Below are 16,266 nucleotides of genomic sequence, written 5' to 3' on the forward strand. Positions count from 1 at the left end.
GCGGGACGCGGAAGCGAAGGCCCATGCCGTACGGGAAGACCATGCGCACCGGCCCGGCACGCGCGGGCGGCCCTGCACGCGGCGACCCTGGAGACGGCGAGTGACCGGCGCGGCAGCGAGGACCGACTTCGGCTGCTCGCACGGTGGTTGGCACCGCTCGCACGAAGACCGGCCCCGAGGAGAGAAGAGGGCATGAGCATCCCCTACCCGTTCACCGCGCTCGTCGGAATGCGGGACATGCAGCTCGGACTGCTGCTGAACTCCGTCAACCCCGCGATCGGCGGCGTCCTCATACGCGGTGAGAAGGGCACCGCGAAGAGCACGGCCGTACGGGCGCTGGCCACTCTGCTGCCGCAGCAGCAAGTCGTGCCGGGCTGCCGCTTCTCCTGCGACCCGGCAGCGCCCGACCCCGGCTGTCCCGACGGGCCGCACGAGTTCGGAGGCGAGGGAGAGACGCGTGCCGCGCACCTGGTGGAGCTGCCCGTCGGCGCGTCCGAGGACCGCCTCGTGGGGGCGCTCGACATCGAACGGGCCCTGTCGGAAGGCGTGAAGGCCTTCGAGCCGGGTCTGCTGGCCGACGCGCACCGGGGCGTCCTCTACGTCGACGAGGTCAATCTCCTGCACGACCATCTCGTCGACCTGCTGCTGGACGCCGCGGCCATGGGCTCCTCGTACGTCGAACGCGAGGGCGTGTCCGTGCGGCACGCGGCACGGTTCCTGCTCGTCGGCACGATGAACCCCGAAGAGGGCGAACTGCGACCGCAGTTGCTCGACCGGTTCGGTCTGACCGTGGAGGTGACGGCCTCGCGGGAGACCGACGAACGCGTCGACGTCGTGCGCCGGCGGCTCGCCTACGACGCCGATCCTGCCGCGTTCGCGGCGCAGTGGACGGCGGAGGAGGACGCGCTGCGCGAACGCATCGCGGCAGCACGGGAGTTGCTTCCGCAGGTGCACCTCGGCGACGCGCCGCTGCGGCAGATCGCAGCGACATGCGCCGCGTTCGAGGTGGACGGCATGCGCGCGGACCTGGTGATGGCGCGCACGGCCACGGCCCTCGCCGCCTGGGCGGGCCGCACCGAGGTGACGGCGGACGACGTACGGCAGGCGGCACTGCTGGCACTTCCCCACCGGCGCAGGCGGAATCCGTTCGACGCGCCGGGACTCGACGAGGACAAGCTCGACGAGACCCTTCAGCAGCACGCAGAGCCCGACGACGGCGACGACGACCCCGACGGCCCGGACGGCGGAGGCGAGCCGCCCCCGCAGCAGCCCGACGGCGACCCGGGTGACGAGTCCGCCCAGCCCGATCAGCAGGAACCGGCGCGGAACGAACCGCAGGAGCAGCCCACGCCGCCCGCCCCGTCCGCCCCGTCCGCCCAGGACGGCCCACGCGCGGACGACGAGGGCGACCAGGCACCAGCGCCCGACGGCAGCACCGGCGGCCCGGCGCCGCAGCAGCCCGCCGCTCCCGCCTCCGAGCCCTTCCGGGCCCGCACCCTGTACGTCCCCGGCCTCGGCGAGGGCGTGGCCGGCAACCGCTCCCGTGCCCGCACCGCGCACGGCCGCACCACTGGCGCCCGGAAACCGCGCGGCGCGCTGGGACGCCTGCATCTGGCGGCCACGGTGCAGGCGGCGGCGCCGCATCAGCGCGCACGCGGACGTGACGGCCGGGGGCTGTTGCTGCGCAGGGACGATCTGCGCGAGGTCGTGCGGGAGGGCCGCGAGGGCAACCTCGTCCTGTTCGTCGTGGACGCCTCCGGTTCGATGGCCGCGCGGCAGCGGATGAGCGCCGTCAAGGGTGCCGTGCTGTCGCTGCTGCTGGACGTCTACCAGCGTCGGGACAAGGTCGGCATGGTCACCTTCCGCCGGTCGGAGGCGGAGGTCGCCCTGCCGCCGACCTCGTCCGTCGAGGCGGCCGCCGCGCGGCTGGAATCGCTGCCCACCGGGGGCCGTACCCCCCTGGCGGAGGGACTGCTCAGGGCTCGTGAGGTGCTTCGCGTGGAGCGCATGCGCGATCCGTCCCGCCGTCCGCTCGTGGTCACCGTCACCGACGGCCGGGCCACCGGCGGTGCCGAGCCGGTGGAGCGCGCGCGGCGCGCGGCGCGCCTGCTGGCGGCCGACGGCACGGCGTCGGTAGTTCTCGACTGCGAAGCGGGGCACGTACGGCTCGGGCTCGCCGCCGCGCTGGCCGCCGATCTCGGAGGCAGCGCCGTGACGTTGGAGGAGCTGCGTGCGGACGCGGTCACTGACCTCGTACGGCACGCAACGGGCACCCGGGGCGGGTCCACGGCGCCGGCCGCCACCACTGCCGCCCCGCATTCCCCGAACACCCAGCCGCAGACTCGGAGGGCCGCATAGTGCCGAAGGGACAGCCGAGCTCCGTACCCGACGACGGACTCACCACACGCCAGCGCCGCAACCGGCCGCTCCTTGCGGTGCACACCGGTCCAGGGAAGGGCAAGTCGACAGCCGCGTTCGGGCTGGCGCTGCGCGCCTGGAACCAGGGATGGCCGATCGGGGTGTTCCAGTTCGTGAAGTCGGCCAAGTGGAAGGTCGGCGAGGAGCGTGCCCTGCGTGTGCTGGGAGCCAGCGGCGAGGGCGGCCCAGTCGACTGGCACAAGATGGGCGAGGGCTGGTCCTGGATCCAGCGGGACGGCGAGATGAGCAACGAGGAGGCGGCGCACGAGGGTTGGGAGCAGGTCAAGCGCGACCTGGCCGCCGAGACCTACCGCCTGTACGTGCTCGACGAGTTCGCGTACCCGATGCACTGGGGCTGGATCGACACGGACGAGGTGGTGTCGGTGCTGAACGAGCGTCCGGGCGCCCAGCATGTGGTCATCACGGGGCGCAACGCGCCCGGGAAGCTGATCGACGCGGCCGATCTGGTCACCGAGATGTCCAAGGTGAAACACCCGATGGACACGGGCCAGAAGGGCCAGCGGGGCATCGAGTGGTGAGTGCATGAGCGAACGCTGCGTGAACCCACCCCGTCTCGTCGTCGCCGCACCGTCCTCCGGCAGCGGCAAGACGACTGTGGCGACCGGGATGATGGCCGCCTTCACCGAGGCGGGCATGACCGTCTCGCCGCACAAGACCGGGCCGGATTACATCGATCCGGGCTATCACGCTCTGGCCACCGGCCGTCCAGGGCGCAACCTCGATGCGTATCTGTGCGGCCCGGAGCGGATCGCGCCGCTGTTCGCGCACGCGGCCGCCGGGACCCAACTCGCCGTCGTCGAGGGCGTGATGGGCCTGTACGACGGTGCCGCGGGCGCGGGCGAGCTGGCCTCGACCGCGCAGGTGGCGAAGCTGCTCAAGGCACCGGTGGTGCTGGTGGTGGACGCCTCGTCGCAGTCGCGATCCGTCGCGGCGCTGGTGCACGGATTCGCCTCGTGGGACCCGGAGTTGCGGGTCGCGGGCGTCGTCCTGAACAAGGTCGCATCCAGCCGGCACGAGGCCCTGTTGCGAGAGGCGCTGGAGGGATCCGGTGTGCCTGTGATGGGTGCGCTGCGGCGCGACGCCGGCGCGGACACACCGTCCAGGCATCTCGGGCTGGTGCCGGCCGCCGAACGGCACGCCGAGGCAGTGGAGTCGGTGGCCGCGCTGGCTGCCCGTGTGCGTGAGGGCTGCGACATGGATGCGCTGCGCGCGCTGGCGCGCAGCGCTCCCCCGCTGCCCGTCACACCGTGGGAGGCGGCGGTCGAAGTGAGCGGCCGGAGTGCTCCTGTGGTCGCTCACGGCGAGCGGCCCCGCATAGCCGTCGCCGGAGGCGCCGCCTTCACCTTCTCCTACGCCGAACATGCCGAACTGCTGGAGGCGGCCGGTGCGGAGACCGTCGTCTTCGACCCACTGCGCGACGAGAGCCTGCCCGAGGGCACACGCGGGCTCGTCGTCGGAGGCGGCTTCCCCGAGGTGTACGGGCCGCAGTTGTCGGCCAACAAGCCGCTGCGCCAGGCCGTACGCGAATTCGTCGCCGCCGGCGGTCCCGTGGCGGCCGAGTGCGCGGGCATGCTGTACCTGTCCCGCGAACTGGACGGCGAGGAGATGTGCGGAGTGCTGGACGGCGTTGCCCGCATGACCGGGCGGCTCACGCTCGGCTACCGCGATGCCGTCGCCGTCGACGACAGCGTGCTGGCACCGGCCGGACTGCGCGTGCGGGGGCACGAGTTCCACCGCACCACACTCGCTCCCCAGGCCGGCGGCACGCCCGCGTGGGGCCTCGTGCGTCCGGAGCGGCGCAAGGAGGGCTTCGTGGGCGGCCCCTCGGGCAACGTCCACGCCTCGTATCTGCATGTGCACTGGGCCGCCGCGCCCATGATGGCCCGCCGGTTCGTGGAGAGGTGCGTCGCGTGACGCGGCCGACGGGAGCGGACCCGGACGAGGCCGAGGCCGAGGCGCGCACGCCCTCGCTGGTTGTCGGAGTGGGCACCGGCCGGGGCATCGGCAGCGACGAAGTGATCGGCCTGATCGAGCGGGCGCTCGGTGACGCGGGGCTGTCCCTGCGCTGTGTCACGGAGTTGGCGACGGTCGAGGCGAAGGCCGGCGAACCGGGTCTGCTCGCGGCCGCGGACCGGCTCCGCCTGCCGCTGCGCACCTTCACCGCCGATGTCCTCGCCGCCGTCGAGGTGCCGAATCCCACCGACGGGACGCGGGCCGCCATGGGGACGCCGTCCGTCTCGGAGGCTGCCGCCCTCGCTGCCGCCGGCGAGTACGGCATGCTGATCGTGCCCAAGACCAAGTCCGTGCCCGCGGACGGTTCTCCGGCCATGGCGACCGCCGCCGTGGCACGCCGGCGCCGGGCGAGCGGTCTGCCGGTCGCCGGTGACGTCGCGGGGAAGGACGGTTCGGCGGTGGCCGCTGCCGTGCTCAACGCGCCGCTCCGCGCCGGGAGTTCGTCTGGCGCCAGGGAGGACGGCGGCGGGAGCGCGGCCACGGAGAACCAGCACAGCAAGGAGAACCAGTGACGCAGCCTCCCGCCCTTCTCCTCGTCGGCCACGGACCCCGTGACGACCAAGACGCCGAGGACTTCCGGTCGTTCGTAGGCGAGCTCGCGTCCCGCAGCCCGGAGATACCCGTCGCCGGCGGCTCGCTCGAGCTGTCGCCGCCGCTGACCGACTCCGTCTCCGAGCTCGTCGAGCGCGGCGTGACGGACTTCGTAGCCGTGCCGCTGAAGCTGGTCTCCGACGGACGCTCGAACGGCGACATCCGCGCGGCCCTGGCCCGTGAGGAGGAACGGCACCCCGGCACCTCCTTCCGCTGTGCGCGCCCGCTCGGCCCGCATCCGGCGCTGCTGTCGGCGCTGGAGCGCCGCGTCGAGGAAGCGCTGGACGGAGGCACCGGCACCGACGGCCCCGCTCCCCGCTCCCCCGGCGACCGCGCCGGCACGACCGTGCTGCTCGTCGGACGCGGCTCGACGGACCCGCACGCCAACGCCGAGGTGCACAGGGCCGCCCGGCTGCTGTGGGAGGGCCGCGGATACGCGGGCGTGGAGGTCGCGTTCGTCTCGCTCGCCGCGCCCGACGTGGCCTCGGGGCTGGACCGCTGCCGCAAGCTGGGCGCGAAGAAGGTCGTGGTCCTGCCCTACGTCCTCTTCGCGGGTGTGCTGACGGAGCGCGCAGCCATGCATGCGGAAGGCTGGTCCGCCGCGAACCCCGAGGTCGAAGTCGTGGACTCCCAGGCCGTGGGCGCGACCGAGGAGCTGGCGGACATCGTGATGGAGCACTACCGGGAGGCAGCCGACGTCATGCTGCCCGGTTCCGATGACGCCGTCGGGGATCAGCAACCGCAACACCAGCAGGATGACGACGGCAACGGGCACAGCGACGGGCACGGCCGATCGCACGACGCCGACGGCGATGCGCACTCCCACTGAGAGCGACAGGGCATTGGAAGCGGGCCTCCTCCGGCATCACGGCGACGCCGAAGTACGGGACGCCGGACGGGAGTTGACGGACCTCGCGGTCAACGTACGTACGGGCACTCCGCCACGCTGGCTCAAGGACCGCATCGTCGCCTCGCTCGACGATCTGGCTGCCTATCCCGACGGCCGCTCCGCCCGTAGGGCTGTGGCCGCCCGGCACGGCCTCGCCGAGGAGCAGGTGCTGCTCACCGCCGGGGCGGCCGAGGCGTTCGTGTTGCTTGCCCGCGCGCTCCGCGTGCGTCGACCGGCCGTCATCCACCCGCAGTTCACCGAGCCGGAGGCCGCGCTGCGGGATGCCGGGCACGACGTGGAACGCGTATTGCTGGACGCCGCCGAAGGGTTCCGGCTCGACGTCGCGGCCGTGCCCGCGGATGCGGACCTCGTCGTCGTGGGCAATCCGACCAACCCCACCTCCGTTCTGCATCCCGCGGAGACTCTCGCCGGACTGGCGCGCGAGGGACGGACGCTGGTGGTGGACGAGGCGTTCATCGACGCGGTGCCCGGCGAACGGGAGTCCCTGGCGCCGCTGTTGGCCGCCGGGCCGGAGCACGCGCCGCTTCCCGGCCGCGTCGTGGTGCTCCGGAGCCTCACCAAGACGTGGGGCCTGGCGGGTCTGCGCATCGGGTACGTCCTCTCCGGTCCCGCCACTGTCGCCGAACTGGCGCGGCACCAGCCTCTGTGGCCGGTGTCGGCTCCCGCGCTGACCGCGGCGGAGGCGTGCTGCGAACCGCAGGCGCTGAGCGAGGCCGAGGAGGCGGCAGAGCAGGTCGCCCGTGACCGGAGTCATCTGCTCGCGCGGCTGGGCGAGTTCGAACCGGCCGGCCTGTCCGTGCACGGGTCGCCGCAGGCTCCGTTCGTACTGGTGCGGCACCCGCGTGCCGACGCTCTCCGCGAGGACCTGCGGTCGCTGGGGCTGGCGGTGCGGCGCGGCGACACCTTCCCGGGGCTGGGGCCTCAATGGCTCCGTATCGCCGTCCGGGACGAGGAGTGCACGGACCGGCTGGCCGGGGCGCTCCGCGAGCTTCTCGGCGGGGACACAGTCGCGGCAGCGCATCGGGACGCCCGCGGGGACGGCTGAGAGCGGAAGCACGCCGGGAGGCGTCCGAACACCGACGCGCCGCGGTTCAGGCGGCGTTGCTCCGCGACGCTCCTCCGCGTGGAACGACGACCGCCCGGGCGACACCCAGCCGTACGACGTCCTGCGGGCGCAGCATGAGCTCGTCCGCGGTCGCGGCGGTCTCATGCTCCGGACGCTTGAGGATCGCCGCCGCCAGTTCGGGGGCGATGACGGAGAAGTAGCTGTCGGGTGTGACCCAGAGCCTGTCCGGTGCGGCCAGAGCCAGCGCTCCGCCCGAGCCGCCCTCGCCGACCAGCAGCGAGGTCACCGGCACCGCCGCCTCGGCGACGGCGGCGAACACCTCGGCGATCGCCGGTCCGGCCCCGGCGCTCTCCGCCTCGGCATCGTTGGCGGCTCCCGGAGTGTCGATGAGGGTCAGTACGGGGATCCCGAGCCGGTCGGCGGTACGGATGAGCCGGGCCGCGGTGCGGAAACCCGCCGGGCGTGTGGCGGTGCCGGTCTGGGCCGCGTACGCGACCGTTCGGCCGCCGTGGCGCCCGAAGCCGCACAGCATTCCCTCGTCGACGCCGCCGCAGCGGTCCCCCCGTACCTCTTCGCGCCAATCGAAGTAGTCGTCCAAGTAGGCGGTGGCGCGCGGCCGTTGAGCGGAACGGGCGCGCGCCACCGCCTCCTGCCCGCTCAGGGGGACAGCCTGTGCGTCCCCGCTGACCGAGTCAGGGGGAGAGGCTCCGGCGGGCAGGTTCTGCGGGGTCCCGGAGGACCTGCCGTGCGAGGGCGGGTTCGCGGACGCGTCCCGCGGCGGCAGGGCCTGTGGCGGAGGTGCCGGACTGCCGGAGCCGCCGGCCAGCAGGGCGAGCCAGCGCCCCAGGGCTGCGCCCAGCAGTTCCTGCTCCACGATCTGGTCGATGTGCCCGGCGGCGTGCTGACCCTCCGCCGTGTAGGCCGCCGGGTCGGCGTCACCGGGCCGTACCCGGGAGCCGGCGAAGGCGACCTGTGCGCCCGGCAGGGCCAGCACCACGTCCGCGCCCGCGCCGAGCGTCGCCCAGCCGCCGCCCGTGGCGGGGTCGCGGAGCACGGCGAGCTGCGGCACTCCGGCGCGACGCGTGAGCACCGACTCCCGTGCCACACGCTGCAGTTGGCTGAGCGCGACCATCCCCTCCTGCATGCGGCTGCCGCCGGTGGCGATCAGCGACACCAGGGGCAGGCGGTGCGCACGGGCACGCTCGTAGGCGGCGGCGATGCGGTCGCCCGTGTGTGCGCCGAGCGAGCCTCCGAGATACCCGAACTCGAAGGAGATCAGCACCGCTTCGGCGCCGTCGTCGCCACCGGCTCCCGTGCCGCCGCCGATCCGGGCGGTGCCGCACACCACGGACTCGCTCTCGCCGGTCCGCTCACGCGCCCGCTCGCGTGAGGCGCCGTAGCCGTGCCAGCCGAGCGGCCCGTCCGGCTCCCCACGACCGGCGGGCGCGGCGGGGTCGGGTGACGGGTGCTCGAATTCCGTGAAGCCGCTCGCGACGGCCCGGATGGCGGCGCGCGCCGACGACCCGGGGTCGCGGACGTCGCGGGTCGTGTCAGCCATGGAGCGCACGCTTCATCAGCTTGCCCATGTCGTTGCGCGGAAGCGTTTCGCGGAAGCGCACTACTCGCGGCCGCTTGTGCGGGGAGAGCTGCTTGGCCACATGGTCGGCCAGCTCCTGCTCTCCGGGGCGGCGGGCTCCGGGCACGATCCACGCGACGATGCGTTCGCCGAGGTCGTCGTCGCTCTCGCCGGTCACGGCGGCCTCCATCACGTCGGGGTGCTCCAGCAGCGCGTTCTCGATCTCACCCGCCCCGATCTTGTAGCCGCCGCTCTTGATGATGTCGGTGGCCTTGCGGCCGACGATCCGTACGTACCCGTCGGGGTCACGTGTGGCCATGTCGCCCGTGCGGAACCAGCCTCCGTCGAAGGCCTCGGCCGTGGCGTCGGGCCGGTTCAGGTACTCGGTGAACAGATTGCGTCCGCGGACCTGGATCTCGCCCACCGTCGCGCCGTCCATGGCCTCGACGGTCTGCCCTTCCTCGTCGACGAGCCGCAGCTCGACCCCGTCCAGCGGGACGCCCACCGTGCCCGGCCGGCGCTCGCCGTCGGCCCGCACGCTGGTGTTCATCAGCGTCTCCGTCATGCCGTACCGCTCGACGATGCGCTGACCCGTGGCGGCCGCGATCCGCTCGTGGTCGTGCACCGGCAGAGCCGCCGACCCGGACACCAGGAGCCGGGCGCCGGCCAACGCCCGGGCCAACTCCGCGTCGCCGCCCACCTCTTCGGCGATGCGGTGGTACATCGTCGGTACGCCGAAGAGCATCGTGGCCCCGCCCTCCAGGGCCTGCCGCACACCATCGGCGGAGAAGCGGCCGAGGTGCTGGACGGTGCCCGCGCGGCGCAGCGGGCCGAGTATGCCGAGGATGAGCCCGTGCACGTGGAAGAGCGGCAGGCCGTGCACGAGCACGTCCTCCTCCGTCCACTGCCAGGCGTCCCGGAGCGCGTCGAGCGTGGCGGTCAGGGCTCGGCGGGGCAGGACGGTGCCCTTGGGCGGCCCCGTGGTGCCGGAGGTGTAGACGATCACCGCCGGTGCTTCCTCATCGGGTGCGGCGGGCAGCGCGACCGGGCCCGGCCCGGGCGTGGTGTCGACGGCGGTGCGCGGCAGCGCGTCGAGCGCGGCGGGAAGCTCCGCGTCGCGCTCGGCGAGTACGAGACCGGGTTCACTGTCGCCGAGGATGTGGGCCAGTTCGCGTTCGCCGATCTTCGGGTTGAGGGGGACGACGGGCGCTCCGGCGAACAGCGCGGCAAGCACGGCGACGCTCGTCTCCATGGTTGGGGTGGCCCAGACGGCGACCCTCTGCCCGGGGGTGAGCTCGGCGGCGAGGGCCCCCGCCACACCGGCGAGTTCGGAGTAGGTGAGTGACTGCTCGCCGAACCGCAGCGCGGTCTTTTCGGACGGCCGGGTCAGCGCCGGGAAGAGGGTGGACACGGTGGCTCCTCACAGGGTCTTGCTCGCGTTGTGGCGTGTGGACTGTGCGGCCGGAGCGGCCGCTGCGGCTGTGGGCGCGGACCGGGTGCCGCCGCCTCCTCACGGTCCCGGTGCCCGAGTACCGGCTACCCGAACCCGGGTACGACCATGGCCAGCCAGATCAGTGCCGGTACCGCGGCGGTCACCACTCCGCCGTAGATCATCAGCTGGCGGAAGAAGCGGTCCCTGTCGGCCTCTTCGGCGCTTGCGAGTACCAGCGCTCCGTTGGTGGAGAACGGGCTGACGTCGACCACGGTGGCGGACACCGACAGCGCGGCGACCATGCCGACGACTCCGATCTCGCCCTTCTCCAGGAACGGCACGACGAGCGGGACGAGGGCCCCGATGATGCCGACGGACGACGCGAAGGCCGAGACGAACCCGCCGATGTAGCAGAAGAGCAGCGCGGCGATCAGCGGTACGCCGATGGCGGCGACGCCTTCGCCGGCCCATTCGATCGTGCCCATCTCGTCCAGGACGTTGACGTAGGTGAGCATGCCGCACACCAGCAGGACGGTCGGCCACGTGATGCCATTGATCGCCTGCTTGCTGTCGGCGGGCCAGATCACGGCGAGCACGACGGCCAGCGCGATCGCGGTCAGACCCGCGTCGAGGTCGAAGCCCAGCACCGCGACCACGAGCAGAACGAGGCCGGTGAGCGTGGCGGTGCGGGCGGGGGTAAGGCGCTCGGCGCCTGCCGGCAGGCTGCCGTCGCCGCCGGAGCCGTCCTGGCCGGTGCTCTCGCGGGCCCGCGTGGCCACGGCAGTGCCGCCACCGCCGTCGGCCGGTGCCTCTGCGGCGGCAGAGGCACCGGAGCCACCGGTCGCACCGCCGGCGCCGGTCCGGTCACCGGCACCCGCGCCGCCGTCCTCGCCCGCGACGTCCTCGGCCCTGGTGCCGCGCAGGCTCATGCCTCCGCAGGCGACGAAGATGACGGCGGCGATGACGAGGTTGACGACGAGACTGGCCGAGAACAGGGCCAGCTCGTTCCCGGGCAGGCCCTCCCTGGCGACGATGCTGTTGACCGTCGATCCGTAGATGCTGATCGGCGAGAAGCCGCCCGCCTGGGCGCCGTGCACCACGAGCGCGCCCATGAGCAGCGGGTGGATGCGGTACTTGGCCGCGAAGCCCATCGCGATCGGCGCGATGATGGCGACCGCCGCGGGGCTGACCGCGCCGATGGCCGTCAGCACGCCCGTGACGGCGAACATCACCCAGGGGATGAGCACGATCCGGCCGTGCACGACCCTGATCCCGGCGTGAACCAGCCAGTCGGTCGTGCCGTTGGCGCGCGCGATGGCGAAGAAGTAGGTGACGCCGACGAGCACGACGAAGAGGTCACCGGGGAATCCGGCGAAGACCTTCTCCGCGTCGAATCCGGCGGCCAGCGTGCCGACGCCGAAGGCGGCCGCGAACGCGAGGGCGCCCATGTTGACGGAGCGGGTCGTGGCGACGACGAAGATCACCGCCAGGACCAGGATCGATATGAGTTCGGCAGACATGGGGCTCCCGTCCCTGGGCGCCGGAGGGCGTGCAGCGGTTCGGATCTGAGGTTGAGCCGGACTGGCGCAATGGCCAAGTGGCTGAACCAAAATCCCCGCCCATCTGCCCGGTGTCAATGCTTGGGCCAGAATTGGCCCAGCCACTTGACCACCTGGCCGCCGGGCCACTCATCTGCCGGTGTTAGGCTCCTGGCCAGGAAATCCAGGGGGCTGAGGGGGCCGCATGACCGACGACGCGCTGCGACCGATGACCCGCCCACGCCTGTACGAGCAGGTTCTGGACCGGTTGCGTGCGTACGCCGTCGATCACGAACTGAGCGCCGGGGACCGCCTCCCGCCCGAACGCGAACTCGCCCAGCGGCTGGGGGTGAGCCGCTCCTCCGTCAAGCAGGCCGTGGTCGTCCTGGAAGTGCAGGGACTCGTCGAGACACGTCACGGCGGCGGCACCTACCTGGTGCGCAACACCCTCGACGCCGAGCCCGTCGAACGGCTTGTGGAGCGTCGGCGGCGCCTGCCGGACGTGCTCGAGGCACGCGAGGCGCTGGAGACAAAGCTCGCCGAACTGGCCGCGGAGCGCCGCACCGACGAGGATCTCGAGGCGATGCGCACCGCCCTGCGTGCCATGGAGTCGGACATCTCGACGGGAGGCCATGGCGTGGACGGCGACCGCCGGTTCCACGCGGCCGTCACCGCCGCCGGACACAGCACTCTGCTCGCGGAGTTCATGGGCTCGATCTCCGAACCGGTCGCCGAGAGCCGCAACGAATCGCTGCGCCAGCCCGGCCGGCCCACGCGCTCACTGGAGCAGCACGCGCGCATCCTCGACGCCATCGAGCGCGGCGACCCGAAGGCCGCGGCGGCGGCGATGCGCCGTCACGTGCGTACGGTCGCCAAGGTCCGCCTGCTGGAGTGGAATCCGGACGAGGCCGGCAAGGGCGAACCGGACCGGAACTGACGCCCGTCCGATCCGCCCGAGGGCCCGCCCGGCACCGCGACCGGTCTCACCTCGACGCGACCTCGCCTCGACGCACCTGACGGCACCAACTGCAGCCGCCCCGCTGACACTTGCGCCGAGCCCGGGTCAGCCCAGCAGCGCCGGCCGCATCCGCTCCACCCAGCGCGTCTCCCGCTCGTAGGCGTGCGCCAGGCGCAGCAGCCCGAAGTCGCCGCTGTGCCTGCCGATGAGCTGGACGCCCATCGGCAGCCCGTCCGCACCGAATCCGGCCGGCAGGGCGATCGCGGGCACCCCGGCCAGCGTCCAGGGCACCACGGTCTCCATCCACCGATGGTAGGTGTCCATCTGCCGACCGCCGACCCGCTCGGGCCAGTGGGCTTCCTTGTCGAACGGGAACACCTGCGCGGACGGGGCGAGGATGTAGTCGTAGCCCGCGAGGAACTCCGTCAGCGCCGCGAACCAGCGGTCCCGCGAGTCGGCCGCGGCGGCGATGTCGAGGACACCGAACTCCAGCGCGCGTTCGATCTCCCAGACCGCCTCCGGCTTCATGCGCCCGCGGGTCTCCGGGTCCCCGTACAGGCCGTGCCGCTCGAGGTTCGCGAGCCCGCGCCACGTCAGGAACGTCCGCCAGATCTCCTCGAGCGGGAAGTCGGGCCGTGCCTCGGTGACGTCGCACCCCAGGGCCTCGAAGGCCGCGAAGGACGAACGGCACACGTCCAGCACGCCGGGCTCCGTCGCCAGCCGGCCTCCCCAGTCGCCGACCCAGGCGATACGGGCGCCGCGGAAATCGCCGCCTTCGAGGCTCTCCCTGAACCGTCCGCCGTCCTCGGCGCTGCCCAGGGGTGCGCCCTCGTCGGGCCCCGCCATGACGGACAGCAGCCACGCCAGGTCCGTGGCCGTACGCGCCATCGGCCCGGCGGTGCTCAGCTGTGTGGAGAAGCCCGGCGAGGGCACCAGGCCCCAACTCGGACGCATGCCCAGCACGTTGTTGAAGGCCGCGGGATTGCGCAGCGACCCCATGTAGTCGCTTCCGTCCGCCACCGGCAGCATCCGCAGCGCGAGCGCCGACGCCGCACCTCCGCTGCTACCGCCTGCCGTGCGGGAGGGGTCGTAGGCGTTGCCCGTCGTCCCCCAGACGCTGTTGTACGTGTGCGAACCCAGCCCGAACTCGGGGGTGTTCGTCTTGCCGATCACCACGGCGCCCGCCGCCTTGATGCGCTTCACGAACAGCGCGTCCTGCTGCGCCACGCGGTCCCTGTGCAGGGGTGAACCCTCGGTCCAGTGCAGCCCGTCAGCCTCGGTCAGATCCTTCACGGCGTGCGGGAACCCGTGCATCCAGCCCAGGTGCCGGCCCTGCCGCAGCTGCTCGTCGCGCTCACGCGCCTGCCGCAGGGAGAGCTCCGGGTCCTGCGTGGCGACGATGGCGTTGACGTGCGGATTGACCGTGCCGATGTGCTCCAGGTACGCCTCCATGACCTCGACGCACGAGACATCGCGGTCCGCGATGGCACGGGACAGCTCGATCGCGTCCCAAGAGACGATCTCCTTCATGGTGGCTCCCCGCCCTCCTCTTCGCCGGTCCCTGCCGGTCCTCCCGGTACTCACCGAGCGCGGTGCCGCACCCGGCCCGCTCCCCCGGCGCACCGCCTAACGGATCACCCGCCCCCGCAGCACCACGTGACGCGGATCGGTCAGCACCCCGACGTCGGCACGCGGGTCCTCGGCGAAGACCAGGAGGTCCGCCGGGGCGCCCTCCTCCAGTCCCGGCCGTCCGAGCCAGCGACGCGCGCCCCAGGTGGCCGCCGAGATCGCGTCCGCGGGCGGAATCCCGGCGGTGACCAGCTCCGCGACCTCGACAGGGACGAGCCCGTGCGCGAGGGAGCCCCCGGCGTCCGTGCCCGCGTAGACGGGGACACCCGCGTCGAAGGCGGCGCGCACCGTCTCATAGCGGCGCTCGTAGAGCCGGACCATGTGCTCCGACCAGCGCGGATACTTCGTGCCGCCCTCCGCCAGCCGCGGGAACGTCGCGGTGTTGACGAGCGTGGGGACGATCGCGACGCCGCGCTCGGCGAACAGCGGGATCGTCTCCTCGGTGAGTCCGGTCGCGTGCTCGATGCAGTCGATGCCGGCCTCGACCAGGTCGCGGAGCGAGTTCTCGGCGAAGCAGTGCGCGGTGACGCGGGCGCCCTCCTCGTGTGCGGCGGCGATGGCCTCCTCCAGCGCCCAGCGGGGCCAGCAGGGAGCCAGATCGCCCTCGCCGCGGTCGATCCAGTCGCCCACGAGCTTCACCCAGCCGTCGCCGCGCCGGGCCTCGAGACGGACGTACGCCGCCAGGTCGCCGGGCTCGATCTCGTGGGCGTAGTTGCGGATGTAGCGCTTGGTACGGGCGATGTGCCGCCCCGCGCGGATGATGCGCGGCAGGTCCTCGCGGTCGTCGATCCACCGGGTGTCGGACGGCGAGCCCGCGTCGCGGAGCATCAGGGCGCCGGCTTCGCGTTCGGTCAGGGCCTGTTTCTCGGTGGTGGACTCGTCCACCGGTCCCTGCTGGTCGAGGCCGACGTGACAGTGCGCGTCGACGAGTCCGGGCAGCGCCCAGCCCTCGGCGCTGACGGTGTCGCGGTCGCTGCCTGAGGGGCGCTCGTAGGTGACGTGCCCGTCCACCACCCACAGCTCGTCCCGTATGTCCTCGGGCCCTGCCAGCACGCGTCCCTTGATGTGGAGATTGCCGCGGTCGCTCATGTCCCGCACCCTATGAGCCCGCACCGGTGTTCCTGCACCCGCCCGGCACGGGCGCTACGGTGGCAGGCATGCACACGGTGGTGATTCCCGCGAGTCCGGGAGGAAAAGGTGCGACATCGAAGCCGTTGCGGGAGAATACATTTCCGCATCTATAATGAGCGTAGCTTCCCGTATTCTTCTTCCCGCTTTCCGTTTCTTTAAACGCCAGGATTTTTCACAGGGTTATCGTGGCGGAATTCGCCTGAGGTTCAAGGTCGTTACGGCAATGTGACGGACTCCACAGGCGGCCCGATTGACCCGGGAAAATGCGGAAATATCAGGGCGAAACACAACCCCTGACTCACGTGTGCGCCTGCGCGCGATAACACACCCTCCCCCTCTTGTGTAACCCCACCCCGCCGTGCGTTTTCGGATTCTGCTGGGTAAATTTAATACCCATGACCGCCGCACAAGCAGACCGTGCACGTGCCCACAGTGATTTCCGGGAAATGCCGGAGGGGCTGATACTGGACGCTCCGCAGCTCGAGGACGGAGCGGCGCTCTGGCGCATCGCCCGCGACTCGCGGACGCTCGACCTCAACTCCTCCTACAGCTACCTCCTGTGGTGTCGCGACTTCGCCGCCACCACAGTGGTGGCGCGTGACGAGGACGGTGAGCCGGTCGGATTCATCACCGGCTATGTGCGCCCCGCACGCCCGCGGACACTGGTCGTCTGGCAGGTGGCCGTCGACGAGGCGGCTCGCGGCCGGGGACTGGCGGCGGCGATGCTGGACGGGCTGACCGCCCGCACGGCCCGGGAACTGGGGATCGACGGGATCGAGACCACCGTCACCCCCGACAACACTCCCTCCAACCGCCTCTTCACCTCCTTCGCGGAGCGCCACGGCGCGGCGACGGAGAAGGAGGTGCTCTTCGATGCCGGAGTGTTCCCCGAGAGCGGCCACGAGCCCGAAGTCCTCTACCGGATCGGCCCGGTGGCGTCCCTGAAGGACAGGGCCCCACTGACCGTGCGCTGAGACTGCCGC

At 72.4% G+C, this 16,266-nt stretch carries 13 protein-coding genes; 8 read left to right on the plus strand and 5 right to left on the minus strand.

Annotation, left to right across the window (positions count from 1 at the left end; genetic code table 11):
• Nucleotides 1-192: 192 nt before the first annotated feature.
• The 6 genes from I004_RS33365 to cobC are packed head-to-tail and all read left to right on the plus strand — an operon-like array spanning nt 193 to nt 6,998.
• Complete coding sequence (locus tag I004_RS33365) at nt 193-2,358, plus strand: putative cobaltochelatase (RefSeq protein ID WP_078511013.1); 2,166 nt, start codon at nt 193-195, stop codon at nt 2,356-2,358.
• Nucleotides 2,358-2,957 (plus strand): cob(I)yrinic acid a,c-diamide adenosyltransferase, encoded by a 600-nt coding sequence (gene cobO, locus I004_RS0111060; RefSeq protein WP_028435546.1) that lies wholly within the window; start codon nt 2,358-2,360, stop codon nt 2,955-2,957. Before I004_RS33365 ends, cobO begins: the two co-directional genes overlap by 1 nt.
• Before the next feature lie 4 nt (nt 2,958-2,961).
• Nucleotides 2,962-4,353, plus strand: coding sequence for a cobyrinic acid a,c-diamide synthase CobB (locus I004_RS0111065; protein ID WP_199779369.1), 1,392 nt, complete (start codon nt 2,962-2,964; stop codon nt 4,351-4,353).
• A complete protein-coding gene (locus tag I004_RS37505; RefSeq protein WP_051344930.1) occupies nt 4,350-4,964 on the plus strand; it encodes a cobalamin biosynthesis protein in 615 nt (204 codons plus the stop codon). The genes I004_RS0111065 and I004_RS37505 overlap by 4 nt, the downstream gene beginning before the upstream one ends.
• On the plus strand, nt 4,961-5,872 hold the full coding sequence (locus tag I004_RS0111075) for a sirohydrochlorin chelatase (protein ID WP_028435548.1): 912 nt from the start codon (nt 4,961-4,963) through the stop codon (nt 5,870-5,872). The genes I004_RS37505 and I004_RS0111075 overlap by 4 nt, the downstream gene beginning before the upstream one ends.
• On the plus strand, nt 5,856-6,998 hold the full coding sequence (gene cobC, locus I004_RS33375) for an Rv2231c family histidinol phosphate aminotransferase CobC (RefSeq protein ID WP_051344931.1): 1,143 nt from the start codon (nt 5,856-5,858) through the stop codon (nt 6,996-6,998). The genes I004_RS0111075 and cobC overlap by 17 nt, the downstream gene beginning before the upstream one ends.
• A 46-nt stretch (nt 6,999-7,044) precedes the next feature.
• Here cobC and I004_RS0111085 read toward each other — a convergent pair whose 3' ends face one another.
• The 3 genes from I004_RS0111085 to I004_RS0111095 all read right to left on the minus strand — a co-directional run bounded on the left by I004_RS0111085 (nt 7,045) and on the right by I004_RS0111095 (nt 11,547).
• A complete protein-coding gene (locus I004_RS0111085) occupies nt 7,045-8,577 on the minus strand; it encodes a carboxyl transferase domain-containing protein (protein ID WP_051344932.1) in 1,533 nt (510 codons plus the stop codon).
• Nucleotides 8,570-10,006 (minus strand): acyl-CoA synthetase, encoded by a 1,437-nt coding sequence (locus tag I004_RS0111090; protein WP_028435550.1) that lies wholly within the window; start codon nt 10,004-10,006, stop codon nt 8,570-8,572. Before I004_RS0111090 ends, I004_RS0111085 begins: the two co-directional genes overlap by 8 nt.
• Before the next feature lie 125 nt (nt 10,007-10,131).
• Complete coding sequence (locus I004_RS0111095; protein WP_028435551.1) at nt 10,132-11,547, minus strand: SLC13 family permease; 1,416 nt, start codon at nt 11,545-11,547, stop codon at nt 10,132-10,134.
• Nucleotides 11,548-11,770: 223 nt separating this feature from the next.
• Here I004_RS0111095 and I004_RS0111100 point away from each other — a divergent pair, with 223 nt between their 5' ends.
• Nucleotides 11,771-12,502 (plus strand): FadR/GntR family transcriptional regulator, encoded by a 732-nt coding sequence (locus I004_RS0111100; RefSeq protein WP_028435552.1) that lies wholly within the window; start codon nt 11,771-11,773, stop codon nt 12,500-12,502.
• Nucleotides 12,503-12,628: 126 nt separating this feature from the next.
• Here I004_RS0111100 and I004_RS0111105 read toward each other — a convergent pair whose 3' ends face one another.
• Together I004_RS0111105 and I004_RS0111110 are read right to left on the minus strand one after the other, a co-directional pair.
• The gene (locus tag I004_RS0111105; protein ID WP_028435553.1) at nt 12,629-14,053 is read right to left on the minus strand and encodes an amidase; all 1,425 of its coding nucleotides are present in this window, start codon (nt 14,051-14,053) and stop codon (nt 12,629-12,631) included.
• A 96-nt stretch (nt 14,054-14,149) separates the two neighbouring features.
• Nucleotides 14,150-15,241 (minus strand): amidohydrolase family protein, encoded by a 1,092-nt coding sequence (locus I004_RS0111110; protein ID WP_028435554.1) that lies wholly within the window; start codon nt 15,239-15,241, stop codon nt 14,150-14,152.
• A gap of 437 nt (nt 15,242-15,678) precedes the next feature.
• Here I004_RS0111110 and ectA point away from each other — a divergent pair, with 437 nt between their 5' ends.
• Nucleotides 15,679-16,257, plus strand: a complete 579-nt coding sequence (gene ectA / locus I004_RS0111115) for a diaminobutyrate acetyltransferase (RefSeq protein WP_028435555.1) — start codon at nt 15,679-15,681, stop codon at nt 16,255-16,257.
• The last annotated feature ends 9 nt before the right edge of the window (nt 16,258-16,266 follow it).

The sequence above is a fragment of the Streptomyces sp. TAA486 genome (assembly GCF_000426165.1).

Bases quoted from the DNA above. Each gene is read 5' to 3' on its own strand.
- I004_RS33365 (WP_078511013.1), top strand. From the start codon at position 193: ATGAGCATCCCCTACCCGTTCACCGCGCTCGTCGGAATGCGGGACATG.
- I004_RS0111065 (WP_199779369.1), top strand. From the start codon at position 2,962: ATGAGCGAACGCTGCGTGAACCCACCCCGTCTCGTCGTCGCCGCACCG.
- cobC (WP_051344931.1), top strand. From the start codon at position 5,856: ATGCGCACTCCCACTGAGAGCGACAGGGCATTGGAAGCGGGCCTCCTC.
- I004_RS0111085 (WP_051344932.1), bottom strand. From the start codon at position 8,577: ATGGCTGACACGACCCGCGACGTCCGCGACCCCGGGTCGTCGGCGCGC.
- I004_RS0111095 (WP_028435551.1), bottom strand. From the start codon at position 11,547: ATGTCTGCCGAACTCATATCGATCCTGGTCCTGGCGGTGATCTTCGTC.
- I004_RS0111100 (WP_028435552.1), top strand. From the start codon at position 11,771: ATGACCGACGACGCGCTGCGACCGATGACCCGCCCACGCCTGTACGAG.
- I004_RS0111105 (WP_028435553.1), bottom strand. From the start codon at position 14,053: ATGAAGGAGATCGTCTCTTGGGACGCGATCGAGCTGTCCCGTGCCATC.
- I004_RS0111110 (WP_028435554.1), bottom strand. From the start codon at position 15,241: ATGAGCGACCGCGGCAATCTCCACATCAAGGGACGCGTGCTGGCAGGG.
- ectA (WP_028435555.1), top strand. From the start codon at position 15,679: ATGACCGCCGCACAAGCAGACCGTGCACGTGCCCACAGTGATTTCCGG.